Raw genomic sequence first — 15,811 nt, 5'->3', positions numbered from 1 at the left:
TCCGGAAACGGAACGAGGAAACAAGTCGTGGGGGAGCTGTGACCGTCACTGTGCCCGGAACCGAATCCACCGACAGCAGCGCAGCGGCAGGGCCCACCGAGGCCGCCGGAGCCGCGGAAGCGCTGCGTCCACACGCGGAGGTCGCCTTCGCCGACGAGCTGAGCGCGCTCGCCGCCGCCGACGACCGTCCGCGCCCCGCGCGGTGGCGGCTGTCGCCGTGGGCGGTCGCCACCTATCTGCTCGGCGGCACGCTGCCCGACGGCACCGTGATCACACCCAAGTACGTGGGCCCGCGCCGCATCGTCGAGGTCGCCGTCACCACCCTCGCGACCGACCGCGCCCTGCTGTTGCTTGGCGTGCCCGGCACCGCCAAGACATGGGTCTCGGAGCATCTGGCGGCCGCGGTCAGCGGTGACTCGACCCTGCTGGTCCAGGGCACCGCCGGGACGCCCGAGGAGGCCATCCGGTACGGGTGGAACTACGCCCAGCTCCTCGCCCACGGCCCGAGCCGCGACGCGCTCGTGCCGAGCCCGGTGATGCGCGCGATGGCGGAGGGCATGACCGCGCGCGTGGAGGAGCTGACCCGCATCCCGGCCGATGTGCAGGACACGCTGATCACCATCCTGTCCGAGAAGACGCTGCCGATCCCGGAGCTGGGGGAAGAGGCCCAGGCGGTCCGCGGTTTCAACCTGATCGCGACCGCCAACGACCGCGACCGCGGGGTCAACGAACTCTCCAGCGCCCTGCGCCGCCGCTTCAACACGGTCGTGCTCCCGCTGCCCGCGACCCCGGAGGACGAGGTCGACATCGTCTCCCGCCGCGTCGCCCAGATCGGCCGCTCGCTGGAGCTCCCGGAGCTCCCGGAGGGCGTCGAGGAGATCCGCCGGGTGGTCACGGTCTTCCGCGAGCTGCGCGAGGGAGTGACCGGCGACGGCCGTACGAAGCTCAAGTCGCCCTCGGGCACGCTGTCCACGGCCGAAGCCATCTCCGTGGTCACGGGCGGCCTCGCCCTCGCCGCCCACTTCGGCGACGGTGTGCTGAGGGCGGGCGATGTGGCCGCGGGCATCCTGGGCGCGGTCGTCCGCGACCCGGCGGCCGACCGCGTCATCTGGCAGGAGTACCTGGAGACGGTGGTTCGCGAGCGCGACGGCTGGAAGGACTTCTACCGCTCGTGCCGAGAGGTGACCGCATGACGGGCGCCCCGCGGGCGCGGGCCGCCGGTCCGCTGCTGCTGGGCGTGCGCCATCACGGGCCCGGGTCGGCGCGGGCGGTGCGGGCGGCGCTGGCGGCGTGCGCACCGCGTGCGGTGCTGATCGAGGGGCCTCCGGAGGCGGACGCGATCGTGCGGCTCGCCGCCGAGAAGGACATGCGTCCGCCCGTCGCGCTGCTCGCCCATGCCGCGGACGACCCGGGGCGCGCCGGATTCTGGCCGCTGGCCGGGTTCTCCCCGGAGTGGGCGGCCATCCAGTGGGCGCTGGCCCACGAGGTCCCCGTACGGTTCATCGACCTCCCGGCGGCCAACTCGCTGGCCATGTCGGCGAAGCAGACCCCGGCGGCCGCGCCCGCTCCGGCCGGGCCGTCCGACCCGGCCGCTCTGCCCGGCCCGGCCACCCCGCTCGAACCGGTGGACCCGGGCGAACAGGCCGCTCCGGGCGCCGGCTCCGCCGAGCGGCTGCGCGTCGATCCGCTGTCCGTTCTCGCCGGGACGGCCGGATACGACGATCCGGAGCGCTGGTGGGAAGACGTCATCGAGCACCGCGGCACCGGCGGCGCGGAGGCGTTCACGGCCGTGGCGGAGGCCATGGAGGCGCTGCGCGCCGAGTACGGTCACGGCGGACACGAGGACGACGCGGTGCGCGAGGCCCATATGCGGCTGCGGCTGCGCGAGGCGCGGCGGGAGTTCGGGGACGAGGTCGCCGTCGTCTGCGGGGCCTGGCACGTACCGGCGCTGGGGGAGCGGACTACCGCGACCGCCGACCGGAAGCTCCTCAAGGGGCTGCCCAAGGTCAAGGCCGAGATCAGCTGGGTGCCGTGGACGCACAGGCGGCTGGCCCGGCACAGCGGCTACGGGGCGGGCATCACCTCGCCGGGCTGGTACGACCATCTCTTCCACGCCCCGGACCGGCCCGTTGAGCGCTGGCTCACCAAGGTCGCCGGGCTGCTGCGGGCCGAGGACTTCGCGGTGTCCTCGGCCCATGTCATCGAGGCCGTAAGGCTCGCCGAAACGCTGGCCGCCATGCGCGGACGTCCGCTCGCCGGGCTCGCCGAGACCCTCGACGCCGTAAGGGCGGTGCTGTGCGAGGGCTCCGATGTGCCGATGGCGCTGGTGTGGGACCGGCTGGTGGTCGGCGATGTCCTGGGCGAAGTGCCCGAGTCGGCTCCGGCGGCGCCGCTCCAGCGCGACCTGACGCGCACCCAGCGCTCGCTGCGGCTCAAGCCCGAGGCGCTGGAGCGCGAACTGGAGCTGGACCTGCGCAAGGAGACCGACGCCGGGCGCAGTCGCCTGCTGCACCGGCTGCGGCTGCTCGGGGTGGACTGGGGCAGCCCGGCCGTCTCCCGCGGCAGCACCGGCACCTTCCGGGAGACCTGGCGGCTGCGGTGGGAGCCGGAGCTGTCGGTGCGGGTCGCCGAGGCCGGGGTGTGGGGCACCACGGTGCTGTCGGCGGCCACCGCCAAGGCGGAGACCGAGGCCCGGAGTGCCAAGGGGCTCGCCGAGGTGACCGAGCTGGCCGAGCGCTGTCTGCTCGGCGCGCTCTCCGGGGCCCTTCCCGTCGTGATGCGCTCGCTCGCCGACCGGGCCGCGCTCGACGCGGACGTCGGCCATCTCGCCCAGGCCCTGCCCGCTTTGGTGCGCTCGGTGCGTTACGGGGACGTACGGGGCACCGACACCGCCGCGCTCGGCGAGGTCGCGGTGGGGCTGGCCGAGCGGATCCTGGTCGGGCTGCCGCCCGCCTGCGTCGGCCTCGACGCCGATGGCGCCGCCGAGATGCGCGGCCATATGGAGGCCGTGCACCGGGCGATCGGACTGCTGTCGGAGTCGGGGCCGGAGACCGGGACACAGCCAGAGGCAGGGACCGGGGCAGAACCGGAGACCTGGCCAGCGGCAGAGGCGCGGCCGCAGCCGCGCGCGGCCGGATCCGGCGCCGCCGGCGGCCTGCGGGGGCGCTGGGCGGCCATGCTGCGCTCCCTCGCCGGGCGGGACGGCACCCCCGCCACCCCCGGGCTGATCCGGGGCCGCGCCGCGCGGCTGCTGCTGGACGACGCCCGGCTCGCCGAGGACGAGGCGGCCCGGCTGATGGGGCTCGCGCTCTCGCCCGGCACCGAGCCGCCCGAAGCGGCCTCCTGGATCGAGGGGTTCATCGGCGGCGGTGCGGGCGGCGGCATGCTGCTCGTCCACGACGAGCGGCTGCTCGGCCTGGTCGACCGCTGGCTGATCTCCGTTCCGGCCGAGGCGTTCACCGACGTCCTGCCCCTGCTGCGGCGCACCTTCTCCGCGTATGACACGGGCGTGCGCCGCACCCTGGGCGAGCTGGTCCGCCGGGGCCCCGCGGCCGAGGGGCACTCCGGCGGTCAAGGCGCCCCCGCCGCACCCGGCTTCGGCCCCGGGCTGGACCCGCACCGCGCGGCGGCCGTCGTCCCGACGGTGCGCCTGCTCCTGGGTCTCGACCCGGACCCGCACGGTTACGACCCCATGGAGGCAGCCCGATGACACACGGCGACCCTCGCGGCGACGGCAACCCTCACGGCGAGCCCGGCCTTCACGGCGACGCCGGCCATGACTACGGCCACGACCACAACCCCGGTCGCGGCCAAGGCGATCAGGAACGGCTGCGGCGCTGGCGGCTGGTGCTCGGCGGCCAGGGCGCCGACGGCACCGGCTGCTCGCTCAACGGGACCGACACCGCCATGGACCGCACCCTCGAGGCCCTCTACGGCTCCGGAGGCGGTGACGGCCATGGCGGCGGGGGCACGGTCGCCGGGCGCGGTGGCGGCCCTCAGGGCACGGCGAGCGGTGCGCGCTCCGGCGGGCTCGGCGGCTCCGCCCCCCAAGTGGCCCGCTGGCTCGGCGACATCCGTACGTACTTCCCCACCTCCGTCGTCCAGGTCATGCAGCGCGACGCCATCGACCGGCTGGGGCTCTCCGCCCTGCTGCTGGAGCCGGAGATGCTGGAGGCCGTGGAAGCGGACGTCCACCTCGTGGGCACCTTGCTGTCCCTCAACAAGGCGATGCCGGAGACGACCAAGAACACCGCTCGGGCCGTCGTCCGTAAGGTCGTCGAGGATCTGGAGAAGCGGCTGGCCGCCCGCACCCGCGCCACCCTCACCGGAGCGCTCGACCGCTCCACCCGGATCAGCCGCCCGCGCCACCGGGACATCGACTGGGACCGCACGATCCGGGCCAACCTCAAGAACTACCTGCCCGAGCACCGTACGGTCGTCCCCGAGCGGCTCATCGGATACGGACGGGCGGCGCGCGGGGTGAAGAAGGACGTGGTGCTGTGCGTCGACCAATCGGGGTCGATGGCCGCGTCCGTGGTCTACGCCTCGGTCTTCGGCGCCGTGCTCGCCTCGATGCGTTCTCTCGCCACCCGGCTGGTCGTCTTCGACACCTCCGTGGTCGATCTGACCGATGAGCTCGACGATCCGGTGGACGTCCTCTTCGGCACCCAACTCGGCGGCGGCACCGACATCAACCGCGCGCTGGCCTACTGCCAGTCGAAGATCACCAGGCCCGCCGACACCGTCGTCGTCCTCATCAGCGACCTCTACGAGGGCGGTATACGCGAGGAGATGCTGGGGCGGGTCGCCGCGATGAAGGCGTCCGGGGTGCAGTTCGTGACGCTGCTCGCGCTGTCCGACGAGGGGGCGCCGAGTTACGACCGCGAGCACGCGGCGGCACTCGCCGCGCTGGGCGCGCCCGCCTTCGCCTGCACCCCCGATCTCTTCCCGGAGGTGATGGCGGCGGCCATCGAACGACGCCAACTGCCCATACCGGACATGATGATCCATCAGTGATCCAGGGCTTGCGCCGACCCCTGTGGGTCGTGCAAGGATCAATCCCGTCGCCCAGGACATGAATCCAGCCATCCGGTTGGCGATGTCGTCCTGCTCAGTGCGGCCTCAAAGCCATATCGCCACGCGTACGTACCCGTTGTACGCCTCGTAGGTACGCCCCGTACTCAGGGAAGGCCCCGCTCGTGTCTGTCGTGTCCGCCATGCCTGCCACCGTGCGCCTGCCGCGCACGGTGGCCGCGCGGCGGGCGCTGCTGGCGGCGCTCTTCCTCGGCGGCTTCCTGGCCCTGGCGTTCCTCTTCGGCGGCAGCGCTCACGCCGCCGATCGGAGCGGGCAGGGCGCTGACAGCGGCACGTCGGCCGACCGTTCCACCGTCTCCGGGCTGCTCGACCCCTCGGGAGTCGAGCGGGCGCGGCAGCAGGTGGAGCGGCACGCACCGCCCGTGGTGGGGCGCACCACTCACACGGCGCAGGACGTCGTATGGAAGACCGTGCGGCCCATCCAGGAGCCGGTCGAGCGGGAAGCGCAGAAGATCACCAAGCCGATCGGCGATCTGGTCGGCGACGCCACGAGCGGCGAGCTGCCGGTGCGGCTGCCCGACGTCGGCCTCGGTGACGCCATCGGCCTGGGTATCCCCGGCTCTGTGGCGGACGACGGCCCGGCCGCCGAGCACCACGCGGCCAAGGCCGAGCCGGTGACCGTGCACAAGGCGGCGCCCGCCGCCGCGAAGCCGATCGGGCCGGTGGCCCACACCCCGGCCGTCACCACGCACCATGACGCGGCCGCCTCCCACGCCGGGCACGGGCCCGTCGTCCGGGCGGCAGCCTCCGGCACCGGTCCGGACGGTGGCGCCCCGGCGCCGCTGCCCCTTCCGCGGTCCCCGCTCGGGGCCACCTACCAGTGCACCGGCGACAGCGGCGCTTCCCGTGGTGGGAACACCCAGGCCGCTCTCCCGCCGTCCGGCGCGGCGTCGTTCGGGCTGAAGCCCGGCACGGTGCGCGCGGAGAGCTCGGCGCCGACGCGCGAGCGGTTCAACGAAGTCCTCGAATTCCCCGGCTAGGGCAGACCTCACCCCCGTCTGTAGAGACCTGCCGCGCGGGGGCGGGTCAGGTCTGCCCGTCCGACACCCCTCTTGACTTCGAAGGACTTCCTCCACCATGCGCAACAACCTTCGCCGCTCCATCCTCGTAGCCGCTGCCGCCACCGGTATCTGGGCCCTCGGTTCCGCCGCCGCCAACGCCGCCGAGAACCCGGCCGCTCCCGCCACCGACGGTGTCACCAGCACCGTGGACGGCCTCACCAAGACGGTCGACGGCGTGACCGGTGGTGTGGCCGACACCTCCAAGGTCACCGACACCGCGAAGAAGACCGTGGACGGCGCCGCCTCCACCGTGGACGGCGTCACCGCCCCCGTGCGGGACCGTGTCCCCGGCGCCGCCAACCTGCCGCGGGTCTCGGATGTCACCAAGACCGTCGAGGGCACCACCGACGGCCTTACGGGCGACGCCGCCAAGCCGGACAAGGTCGTCAAGAAGGCCCACAAGGCCGTCAAGGGCCTCGAGAAGACCGTCAAGAAGACCACCGACCTCGACCTGCCCACCGGCGAGGTCCCCGGCGTGGTGCCCAGCCTCCCCGGCCTCGGCTCGCTGCCGACCCTGCCCGACACCTCCACGCTGCCCACCGGTTCGCTGACGGACGTCGAGGGCGTCACGGGCAAGCTGCCCGTCCAGCTCCCCGCCACCCCGAAGCTGCCCGCCGCCCCGGGTTCGGCCAATGACCTGCTCGCCTGCCTTTCCGGTGCCGGCATCCGCCCGGAGGAGCTGACCGGCAAGGTCCAGGGTGTCGTCGGCACCACCAAGCCGGTCGTCGACGGTGTGGCCTCGGACGTGCTGCCGCCCGCCGTGCACCGCATCGTGGTCAAGGTCGTCCCGGTCGCGCAGCGGACCGTCGGTGACACCGGCGCGCTGGCCGACGGCGCCGTGGCCCGCACCACCCCGTACGTCGGCGTCGTGACCGGCAGCGCCCAGGGCTTCGCGCTGGGCACCGTCTCCAACGTGGTTCCGGCCGCCCAGGACACCGTCGACCGCCTGGTGCCGGTTGTGGTGAGCGTGCCGTCCACCGCCATCCCGTTCGCCCAGGACCTGGCCGGCACCACCGTGCCGTTCGCCCAGGACCTGGCCCTGGGCACGGTCGCGGACGCCCAGACCACCGTGGGGAACGTCACGGACGGTGCGCTGAGCCTGCTCCCCGTGCTGCCCACCGACCTGACCGACGCCGCCAACATCCCGGCCCTCCCGGTCCTGCCCGCCGACCTGCCGACCGTTCCGGCCGACCTGCCGCAGCTCCCGGCCGAGCTCCCGCAGCTCCCGGCTGACCTGCCGCAGCTTCCGGCGGAGCTGCCCACCGTTCCGGCCGACCTGCCGCAGCTTCCGGCCGACCTGCCCACCGTCCCGGCCGACCTCCCGCAGGTTCCGGCCGACCTCCCGCAGGTTCCGGTGGACCTGCCCTCCGTCCCGGCCCAGCTGCCGACCGTTCCGGGCACGCTCCCGACCGTCTGATCGCCCCGGCGGGCGTACGGCGGTCACGCTATGAAGGCCGGAAATCAGTAAAACCGTAAGGCGAGCGTCATCGACCGGGCAGCCCTCGTTGGGGAGGGGGCTGCCCGGTTGTCGTATAGAGATAGATGGAAACGGTCGCGATCTGTGACCGTAATCACCGCTCCAGTGTGATCTGCGATTTAGGGCCGCACGTCCTGCGGAGATAACCTGCGAGACGGACATGCCGCGTATCCGGCGAACGTGTGCCGCCCTCGTTATAGATCGCGTCCTCACGCTGCCCCCGCGGCACGCCCGCGCAGATAACGACCGCGATATCCATGGAAAAGGGACGGACGCGCGTGGACCTGTTCGAATACCAGGCGAGGGACCTCTTCGCCAAGCACGGTGTACCGGTGCTGGCCGGTGAAGTCATCGACACGCCTGAGGCGGCGCGCGAGGTAGCCGAGCGACTGGGCGGCCGCGCGGTCGTCAAGGCGCAGGTGAAGGTCGGCGGCCGCGGCAAGGCCGGTGGCGTCAAGCTGGCCTCCGACCCGGCCGACGCCGTGGAGAAGGCCGGCCAGATCCTGGGCATGGACATCAAGGGCCACACGGTCCACAAGGTGATGCTGGCCCAGACCGCGGACATCAAGGAGGAGTACTACGTCTCCTTCCTGCTGGACCGCACCAACCGCACTTTCCTCGCCATGGCCTCCGTCGAGGGCGGCGTGGAGATCGAGGTCGTCGCGGAGCAGAACCCCGAGGCGCTCGCCAAGATCCCGGTGGACGCCATCGAGGGTGTGACCCGGGAGAAGGCCGCCGAGATCGTCGCTGCCGCGAAGTTCCCGGCCGAGATCGCGGACCAGGTCGTCGAGGTCCTGCAGAAGCTGTGGGTCGTCTTCATCCAGGAAGACGCGCTGCTCGTCGAGGTCAACCCGCTGGTCAAGACCGAAGACGGCAAGATCATCGCGCTGGACGGCAAGGTCTCGCTGGACGAGAACGCCGCCTTCCGCCAGCCGGAGCACGAGGCTCTCGAGGACAAGGCCGCGGCCAACCCCCTCGAGGCGGCCGCGAAGGCCAAGGGCCTCAACTACGTCAAGCTCGACGGCGAGGTCGGCATCATCGGCAACGGCGCGGGTCTGGTCATGTCGACCCTCGACGTCGTCGCCTACGCCGGTGAGAACCACGGCAATGTGAAGCCCGCCAACTTCCTCGATATCGGTGGTGGCGCCTCTGCCGAGGTGATGGCCAACGGTCTCGAGATCATCCTCGGCGACCCGGACGTCAAGTCGGTCTTCGTCAACGTCTTCGGCGGTATCACCGCCTGTGACGCCGTCGCCAACGGCATCGTCCAGGCCCTGGAGCTGCTGAAGTCCAAGGGCGAGGACGTCTCCAAGCCGCTGGTCGTGCGCCTCGACGGCAACAACGCGGAGCTGGGTCGCAAGATCCTCACCGACGCCAACCACCCGCTCGTTCAGCAGGTGGACACCATGGACGGCGCGGCCGAGCGTGCCGCCGAGCTGGCTGCGAAGTAAGGGACGAGGTCACCAGAAACCATGGCTATCTTCCTCACCAAGGAAAGCAAGGTCATCGTCCAGGGGATGACCGGGTCCGAGGGGCAGAAGCACACCCGTCGGATGCTTGCCTCGGGCACCAACATCGTTGGTGGCGTGAACCCCCGCAAGGCCGGCACCACCGTGGACTTCGACGGCTCCGAGATCCCGGTCTTCGGCTCCGTCAAGGAGGCCATCGACGCCACCGGCGCCGATGTCACGGTCATCTTCGTCCCGGAGAAGTTCACCAAGAGCGCGGTCATCGAGGCGATCGACGCCGAGATTCCGCTCGCCGTCGTGATCACCGAGGGCATCGCCGTCCACGACTCGGCGAACTTCTGGGCCTACGCGGGCAAGAAGGGCAACAAGACTCGCATCATCGGCCCGAACTGCCCGGGTCTGATCACGCCGGGTCAGTCGAACGCGGGCATCATCCCGGCCGACATCACCAAGCCCGGCCGGATCGGTCTGGTGTCGAAGTCCGGCACCCTGACCTACCAGATGATGTACGAGCTGCGGGACATCGGCTTCTCGTCCTGCGTGGGCATCGGCGGTGACCCGATCATCGGCACCACCCACATCGACGCCCTCGCCGCCTTCGAGGCCGACCCCGACACCGACCTGATCGTCATGATCGGCGAGATTGGCGGCGACGCCGAGGAGCGGGCCGCGGACTTCATCAAGGCCAACGTCACCAAGCCGGTCGTCGGCTATGTGGCGGGCTTCACCGCGCCCGAGGGCAAGACGATGGGCCACGCGGGTGCCATCGTCTCCGGCTCCTCCGGCACCGCTCAGGCGAAGAAGGAGGCCCTCGAGGCCGCGGGCGTGAAGGTCGGCAAGACCCCGTCCGAGACCGCGCGCCTGGCGCGCGCCGCCCTGGCCGGCTGACGCCGCCACGGCTCGATGCCACGGGCCCGCACCACCCTGGGTGGTGCGGGCCCGCGCCGTTCCCGGGCGACGGATACCCGGGGGCGGCGGACATCGGCAAGCCACCCATTCGTCTCACAGCGCCATAAAAGACGCATAAGCAGACTAGCCGCGACACGGCGACCAAACCCTTGATGTGAGGATGAAACGGCTGTTATTGGCAGCATGGTCATGTGACGCAAACGACCGATCGCAGCCCGTCGGTGTCCTCACGTGGCCGTTCCGCGCCCCGGCGCTCCTCCGCCATCAGGGAGGCGTTCCTCGGCGGTGTGGTCGCCGCGGGGCTCGGCCTCGGCACGCTCGCCGTGGTCGTACTGCTGCTGTGGATCACCTCCTCGTCCCCCGACAGCAGCCCCGACGGGGCCCTGCATGTCGCCGCCGGCCTGTGGCTGCTCGGCCATGGCGCCGACCTCGTGCGCACCGAGACGCTCTCCGGCCACACCGCGCCCGTCGGGCTGACCCCGCTGCTGCTCGGCATGGTGCCGTGCTGGCTGCTCTACCGGGCCGCCCAGCACGCCGTCTACCAGGCGGAGCCGGACGAGAGCGAGGGGCAGGAGGGGCAGTGGGTGCCCGAGGACTCCGTCGTCGATCCGGAGTCCGTCGTCGATCCGCGCACCGCCTTCGGCTGGGTGACCGGCGGCTATCTGATGGTCGGCACCGCGGCCGTGCTGTACGCCTCGGGCGGGCCGCTGCATGTCGACCTGCTCAGCGCGCTGCTGCATCTGCCGGTCGTCGCGGCGGCCATCGCCGCCGTCGGCGTGTGGACGGCGAGCGGACGGTACCCGCTCCGCCTTCCCGGACGGGTGAATGCCGGACTGCGGCGGCTCCCCGGCACCGGCTGGACCGTACGGACGGCCGCGTCCCTGGCCACCTCCCTGGCCGCGCGCAGCTGGTGCCGGCGCCACCGGCTGACCGCGGCGCTGCGGGCCGGGACCAGCGGTCTCGCCGTTCTGCTCGGCAGCGGTGCGCTCCTTACGGCGACGTCGATGCTGAGCCACGCGGGCGCCGTACAAGTGACATTCCTCAACCTCAGCGATGTGTGGTCGGGGCGGTTCGCGGTGCTGCTGGTGAGCCTGGCGCTGCTGCCGAACGCCATCGTCTGGGGCGCCGCGTACGGGGTCGGCGCGGGCTTCACGGTCGGCGGCGGCAGTGTGGTCGCGCCGCTGGGCATCACCTCCTACCCCCAGCTGCCGCACTTCCCCCTGGTCGCCGCGCTGCCCACGGAGGGTTCCGGCGGGCCGCTGGTCTGGCTCACGGGGATCGCGGCCGGGATGTCGGTGGCCTGGTTCATCGGGGTCGCGGCGGTGCGGCGCCCCGGCAAGGGCGAGCCCAGGCCGCCGTGGGGCTGGGGCGAGACGCTGGTGCTCGCCGGGCTGGCGGCGGGCGGCTGCGCGGCCGCGATGGCGTTGCTGGCCGGGGTCTCGGGCGGCCCGCTGGGCATCGGCATCCTCGCCGACCTGGGCCCGAGCTGGTGGCGTACGGGCATGATCACGCTGGCCTGGACGGGAGTGATCGGGGTGCCCGGTGCGGTGGTGCTGCGCTGGTACCGGTTGTGCGTTCCTACGAGGGCCTCCTGGCCGGAGTGGAAGGCGACGCGGGCGGCGCGGCGGGCGTCTCGGGCACAGGCCCGTACGGAGGCGAAGGAGGCCCGTGCGGTGCGGGCTGCCGCCAAGGCGGAGGCTCGTGCGGTGCGGGCCGCGGCCAAGACGGAGGAGGCGGAGGTCCGGGCGGCGATGCGGCCCCCGGTGGCCTCGCCCATGGAGTCCGCCGAGGTGCGCGAGGCGATGGCCGAGCCGTGGTGGCAGTGGCTGCGGCCGTCGGGCGCCCACCGCAAACGGAACCGGGACCGGAAGCCGGAAGCCGGCGCCGGTGCGGAGACGGGGCGGGGGACGGGTGTCAGCACGATGGCCGGGCTCGCGACCCCGGCGGGCACCCCGAACGCCGCCGGAACGGCGGACCGCCCACGCCGCCGGACGCTGAACCGGAAGCGCACCCCCGAACCACACCCGCACCCGCAGTCCTCCACCGAGCCCCAGCCCGCGACCCCGGACCTCTCACCACCACCGGACGACACCCGCCGCGAACCGTAAGGCGGGCGGGGCAGGGGCGCGGGGCGTAGGCGGGGCGTCCGGGGCGGCGCCCTGGACCGTCTATTGACGGCGCCGTTGGCCGGGGGCGTCGAGTTGGCCGGGGATGGGCGCCGCCTGAATTCGGCCCCTCCGGCGTTTGAGGAGCGGGGTCCGGTGCGGCGCACCGGCGGGGGGCGAGGGGCGGAGCCCCTCGTTTCGGGAAGGGGCGGGGTGGGGCTGTCCGCCGGAGGCGCCCACGGTCCGCACTCGCTGTTCGGCCCCGGGGCCGGGCGTTGGGTGGGCGCCTCGTCGGCGAGGGTGGTGCCGTCAGTCCTGGGTGCTCAGCAAGGGGCGGAGCTGCTCGGGGAGCAGGGTTTCGCAGTCGTGGCGGGAGCTTTGGGTGAGGGCGTCGTCCACGCACGTGTAGTAGTCGTTGTAGACGACCTGGAAGCTGAACGTCGCCGCGACGATGGCGAGCGCGAGCCCGCCCGTCACCAGGCCGCTGATCGCCGCCGTCGCCTGCGGTTTCGCGTTGCCGGGTGCGGGCAGCGGCGCCGGGGTGGCGCCCGGGGGCGGGGGCGGGGCGTTCAGGGGCGCGGCAGCGGTCGGGGGCGGTGTTGTGCGGCGCGCCTTGGCCCGTAGTGAGCTGATGCCCCAGTACAGGGCCAGCGTCCCGAGCAGCAGCGCGATCTGCGGCAGGCTGAAGAGCGCGAAGAAGAACGCCCACATGCCCGCGAGCAGCGCGTACCGGGCGCGCCGCTGGGCCGGGTCGTTGGGGTCCCAGCGCGGGCCGCTGGGACCGGTGGGGCGGTTGGAGCCGGGGCCGGTGCCGAAGCTGCCGCCCTGGCGGCTGGGCTGGCGACTGCTCCACTGGCTGCCCCAGGCCGGAGGCTGCTGCGGCCGCTGGCCGTCCTCGCCGCTCTGCCCGTCGGCGTCGTCCGGCCGGGGCTGCCACGGCTGGTCGGGCCTGCCCTCGGGCGGCGGGGCGAACGGATTGTCCTCGCGCTGGTCCCCGTTCTGCCCGCCGGGGGCCGAGGAGGACGGCGACTGCTGCTCCCGGAGCAGCGGCGTCGTACGCGACATGCGGGCGCGCCTCATCGCCGCCCCCCGGTCGTGGCGGGAGGCGGAGTGAGGTGATGAGCCGCGCGGCGGCGTCGGTCCGGCATGTGGAGTGTGTCTTCCCCTTGTGTCGTCGTCCTGCACGCCGGGGGCGTGTACGGCTGGAGGCGGTCTTTCCCACGGCGTCAGTTGGATGCGCAGTCCAGACGCTACCTCCCGTGCCCGCCCCCGTCCCCTGGGGGCCGCTTCGTGTGCCGGTATCGTTGCTGACGGTCGGCGGCTTCGTAGAGTTCCCCGGAATTGATGAGTCCGCGACCTTGTACGACCACACAAACGGCAGCACCGCCCGCGAGAAAGAGCCCCGCCGTGGCCTCCCCGCCTTCCCCTGTCAGCCCTGCCCGCCCCCGGCGCCCGGTCCGCCTCGTCGTACTCGTCTCCGGCTCCGGTACGAATCTGCAGGCGCTGCTCGACGCCATCGCCGCCGAGGGCGTGGCCCGCTACGGCGCCGAGGTGGTGGCCGTGGGCGCCGACCGCGACGGCATCGAGGGCCTGGCGCGCGCCGAGCGCGCCGGGATCCCCACGTTCGTCTGCCGGGTCAAGGACCACGCCGACCGCGCCGAGTGGGACGCGGCGCTGGCGGAGGCCACCGCCGCCCATGAGCCGGACGTGGTCGTCTCGGCCGGGTTCATGAAGATCCTGGGGCCGCGATTCCTCGCCCGGTTCGGCGGCCGCTGCGTCAACACCCACCCCGCGCTGCTCCCGAGCTTTCCCGGTGCCCATGGCGTACGCGACGCGCTCGCGCACGGTGTGAAGGTGACCGGATGCACCGTCCACTTCGTCGACGACGGGGTCGACACCGGCCCGATCATCGCCCAGGGCGTGGTCGAGGTCCGGGACGAGGACGACGAGTCCGCTCTTCATGGGCGGATCAAGGAAGTCGAGCGCTCGCTGCTCGTCGAGGTCGTGGGGCGTCTGGCGCGTCACGGCTACCGCATAGAGGGACGAAAGGTAAGGATCCCGTGACCGCCGAAGGTACCAAGCGGCCCATCCGCCGCGCGCTGGTCAGCGTCTACGACAAGACGGGTCTCGAGGAGCTGGCCCGAGGGCTGCACGCGGCGGGTGTCCAGCTCGTCTCGACCGGCTCGACGGCCGCGAAGATCGCCGCCGCGGGCGTCCCGGTCACCAAGGTCGAGGAGCTGACCGGCTTCCCCGAGTGTCTCGACGGCCGCGTCAAGACGCTGCACCCGCGCGTCCACGCGGGCATCCTGGCCGACCTGCGGCTCGACTCGCACCGTGCGCAGCTCCAGGAGCTGGGCGTGGAGCCCTTCGAGCTGGTCGTGGTCAACCTCTATCCGTTCCGCGAGACGGTCGCCTCGGGCGCCTCGCCGGACGAGTGCGTGGAGCAGATCGACATCGGCGGGCCCTCCATGGTCCGGGCCGCCGCCAAGAATCACCCGTCCGTGGCCGTGGTCGTCAACCCCGAGCGGTACGACGACGTCCTCAAGGCCGCCGCGGACGGCGGTTTCGACCTGGCGGGGCGCAAGCGGCTGGCGGCCGAGGCGTTCCAGCACACGGCGGCCTACGACGTGGCGGTGGCCAACTGGTTCGCGGCTGACTACGTGGCGGACGACTCCTCCTTCCCGGAGTTCCTGGGCGCCACCGTCACCCGTAAGAACGTGCTGCGCTACGGCGAGAACCCGCACCAGCCGGCCGCGCTCTACTCCGACGGCAGCGGTAAGGGGCTCGCGGAGGCCGAGCAGCTGCACGGCAAGGAGATGTCGTTCAACAACTACACCGACACCGAGGCCGCCCGCCGGGCCGCGTACGACCACACCGAGCCCTGTGTCGCGATCATCAAGCACGCCAACCCGTGCGGGATCGCGGTCGGGGCGGATGTCGCCGAGGCGCACCGTAAGGCGCACGCCTGCGACCCGCTGTCGGCCTTCGGCGGTGTGATCGCCGTCAACCGCCCGGTGTCGGTCGCCATGGCCGAGCAGGTCGCCGAGATCTTCACCGAGGTGATCGTCGCCCCGGGGTACGAGGACGGCGCGGTCGAGGTGCTGGCCCGTAAGAAGAACATCCGCGTGCTGCGCTGCGCGGACGCGCCGGCGGACCTCGCCGAGCAGCGCCCCATCGAGGGCGGCCTGCTGCTGCAGGCCAAGGACCGCCTCCAGGCCGAGGGCGACGACCCGGCCAACTGGACCCTCGCCACCGGCGCGGCGCTGGACGCCGACGGCCTCGCCGAGCTGGCCTTCGCCTGGCGCTCCTGCCGCGCGGTGAAGTCCAACGCGATCCTGCTCGCCAAGGGCGGCGCCACGGTCGGCGTCGGCATGGGCCAGGTCAATCGCGTGGACTCGGCGAAGCTGGCCGTCGAGCGGGCCGGTGCCGAGCGGGCCGCCGGTTCGTACGCCGCCTCCGACGCCTTCTTCCCGTTCCCGGACGGCTTCGAGGTGCTGGCCGAGGCGGGCGTCACGGCCGTGGTGCAGCCGGGCGGCTCGGTCCGTGACGAGCAGGTGGTGGAGGCCGCCCAGAAGGCGGGCGTCACCATGTACTTCACGGGCACGCGCCACTTCTTCCACTGAGTGACCGCCGAGCGAGCACAGGAGGCCGCACCCCGACCGGACCACGGGGTGCGGCCTTCGCCGGTCCGGCACC

11 protein-coding genes are annotated in these 15,811 nt (G+C 72.8%); 10 read left to right on the top strand and 1 reads right to left on the bottom strand.

The annotated features are described in order from the left end of the window. The first annotated feature begins 50 nt into the window (after positions 1-50). From AS97_RS20720 to AS97_RS48615, 8 genes are all read left to right on the top strand, one after another. Complete coding sequence (locus tag AS97_RS20720) at positions 51-1,193, top strand: AAA family ATPase (RefSeq protein WP_086710440.1); 1,143 nt, start codon at positions 51-53, stop codon at positions 1,191-1,193. Continuing rightward, positions 1,190-3,709: a DUF5682 family protein gene (locus AS97_RS20715; protein ID WP_210565424.1), complete on the top strand. Its 2,520-nt coding sequence runs from the start codon at positions 1,190-1,192 to the stop codon at positions 3,707-3,709. Before AS97_RS20720 ends, AS97_RS20715 begins: the two co-directional genes overlap by 4 nt. Further along, positions 3,706-5,016, top strand: a complete 1,311-nt coding sequence (locus AS97_RS20710) for a VWA domain-containing protein (RefSeq protein ID WP_247204444.1) — start codon at positions 3,706-3,708, stop codon at positions 5,014-5,016. The genes AS97_RS20715 and AS97_RS20710 overlap by 4 nt, the downstream gene beginning before the upstream one ends. Positions 5,017-5,216: 200 nt before the next feature. Further along, complete coding sequence (locus tag AS97_RS20705; protein ID WP_086710437.1) at positions 5,217-6,074, top strand: hypothetical protein; 858 nt, start codon at positions 5,217-5,219, stop codon at positions 6,072-6,074. Between the two features lie 97 nt (positions 6,075-6,171). Continuing rightward, positions 6,172-7,572, top strand: a complete 1,401-nt coding sequence (locus tag AS97_RS20700) for a hypothetical protein (RefSeq protein WP_210565423.1) — start codon at positions 6,172-6,174, stop codon at positions 7,570-7,572. Positions 7,573-7,910: 338 nt separating this feature from the next. Next, the gene (gene sucC, locus AS97_RS20695; protein ID WP_059143573.1) at positions 7,911-9,083 is read left to right on the top strand and encodes an ADP-forming succinate--CoA ligase subunit beta; all 1,173 of its coding nucleotides are present in this window, start codon (positions 7,911-7,913) and stop codon (positions 9,081-9,083) included. A 21-nt stretch (positions 9,084-9,104) separates the two neighbouring features. Beyond that, positions 9,105-9,989, top strand: coding sequence for a succinate--CoA ligase subunit alpha (gene sucD, locus AS97_RS20690; protein WP_059143572.1), 885 nt, complete (start codon positions 9,105-9,107; stop codon positions 9,987-9,989). Between the two features lie 212 nt (positions 9,990-10,201). Next, entirely contained in the window at positions 10,202-12,118 is a 1,917-nt protein-coding gene (locus AS97_RS48615; protein ID WP_210565422.1) for a DUF6350 family protein, read from the top strand. Positions 12,119-12,424: 306 nt separating this feature from the next. Here AS97_RS48615 and AS97_RS20680 read toward each other — a convergent pair whose 3' ends face one another. Further along, a complete protein-coding gene (locus AS97_RS20680; protein WP_210565421.1) occupies positions 12,425-13,180 on the bottom strand; it encodes a hypothetical protein in 756 nt (251 codons plus the stop codon). A 342-nt stretch (positions 13,181-13,522) separates the two neighbouring features. On the opposite strand from AS97_RS20680, the gene purN reads away from it, so the two are divergent. Together purN and purH are read left to right on the top strand one after the other, a co-directional pair. Further along, positions 13,523-14,179: a phosphoribosylglycinamide formyltransferase gene (purN, locus tag AS97_RS20675; RefSeq protein WP_059143569.1), complete on the top strand. Its 657-nt coding sequence runs from the start codon at positions 13,523-13,525 to the stop codon at positions 14,177-14,179. Continuing rightward, entirely contained in the window at positions 14,176-15,738 is a 1,563-nt protein-coding gene (gene purH / locus AS97_RS20670) for a bifunctional phosphoribosylaminoimidazolecarboxamide formyltransferase/IMP cyclohydrolase (protein WP_125760774.1), read from the top strand. Before purN ends, purH begins: the two co-directional genes overlap by 4 nt. Positions 15,739-15,811 lie beyond the last annotated feature (73 nt).

Source organism: Streptomyces sp. AgN23, from assembly GCF_001598115.1.
Lineage (GTDB): Bacteria > Actinomycetota > Actinomycetes > Streptomycetales > Streptomycetaceae > Streptomyces > Streptomyces antimycoticus.
The sequence above is the reverse complement of the archived record's forward strand: the minus strand, read 5'-3'. Positions and strand labels throughout refer to the sequence as shown.

Excerpts from the sequence above, each read along its gene's own strand:
- AS97_RS20680 (WP_210565421.1), bottom strand. The coding sequence starts at position 13,180 with ATGTCGCGTACGACGCCGCTGCTCCGGGAGCAGCAGTCGCCGTCCTCC.
- AS97_RS20710 (WP_247204444.1), top strand. The coding sequence starts at position 3,706 with ATGACACACGGCGACCCTCGCGGCGACGGCAACCCTCACGGCGAGCCC.
- AS97_RS20700 (WP_210565423.1), top strand. The coding sequence starts at position 6,172 with ATGCGCAACAACCTTCGCCGCTCCATCCTCGTAGCCGCTGCCGCCACC.
- sucD (WP_059143572.1), top strand. The coding sequence starts at position 9,105 with ATGGCTATCTTCCTCACCAAGGAAAGCAAGGTCATCGTCCAGGGGATG.
- AS97_RS20705 (WP_086710437.1), top strand. The coding sequence starts at position 5,217 with ATGCCTGCCACCGTGCGCCTGCCGCGCACGGTGGCCGCGCGGCGGGCG.
- AS97_RS20715 (WP_210565424.1), top strand. The coding sequence starts at position 1,190 with ATGACGGGCGCCCCGCGGGCGCGGGCCGCCGGTCCGCTGCTGCTGGGC.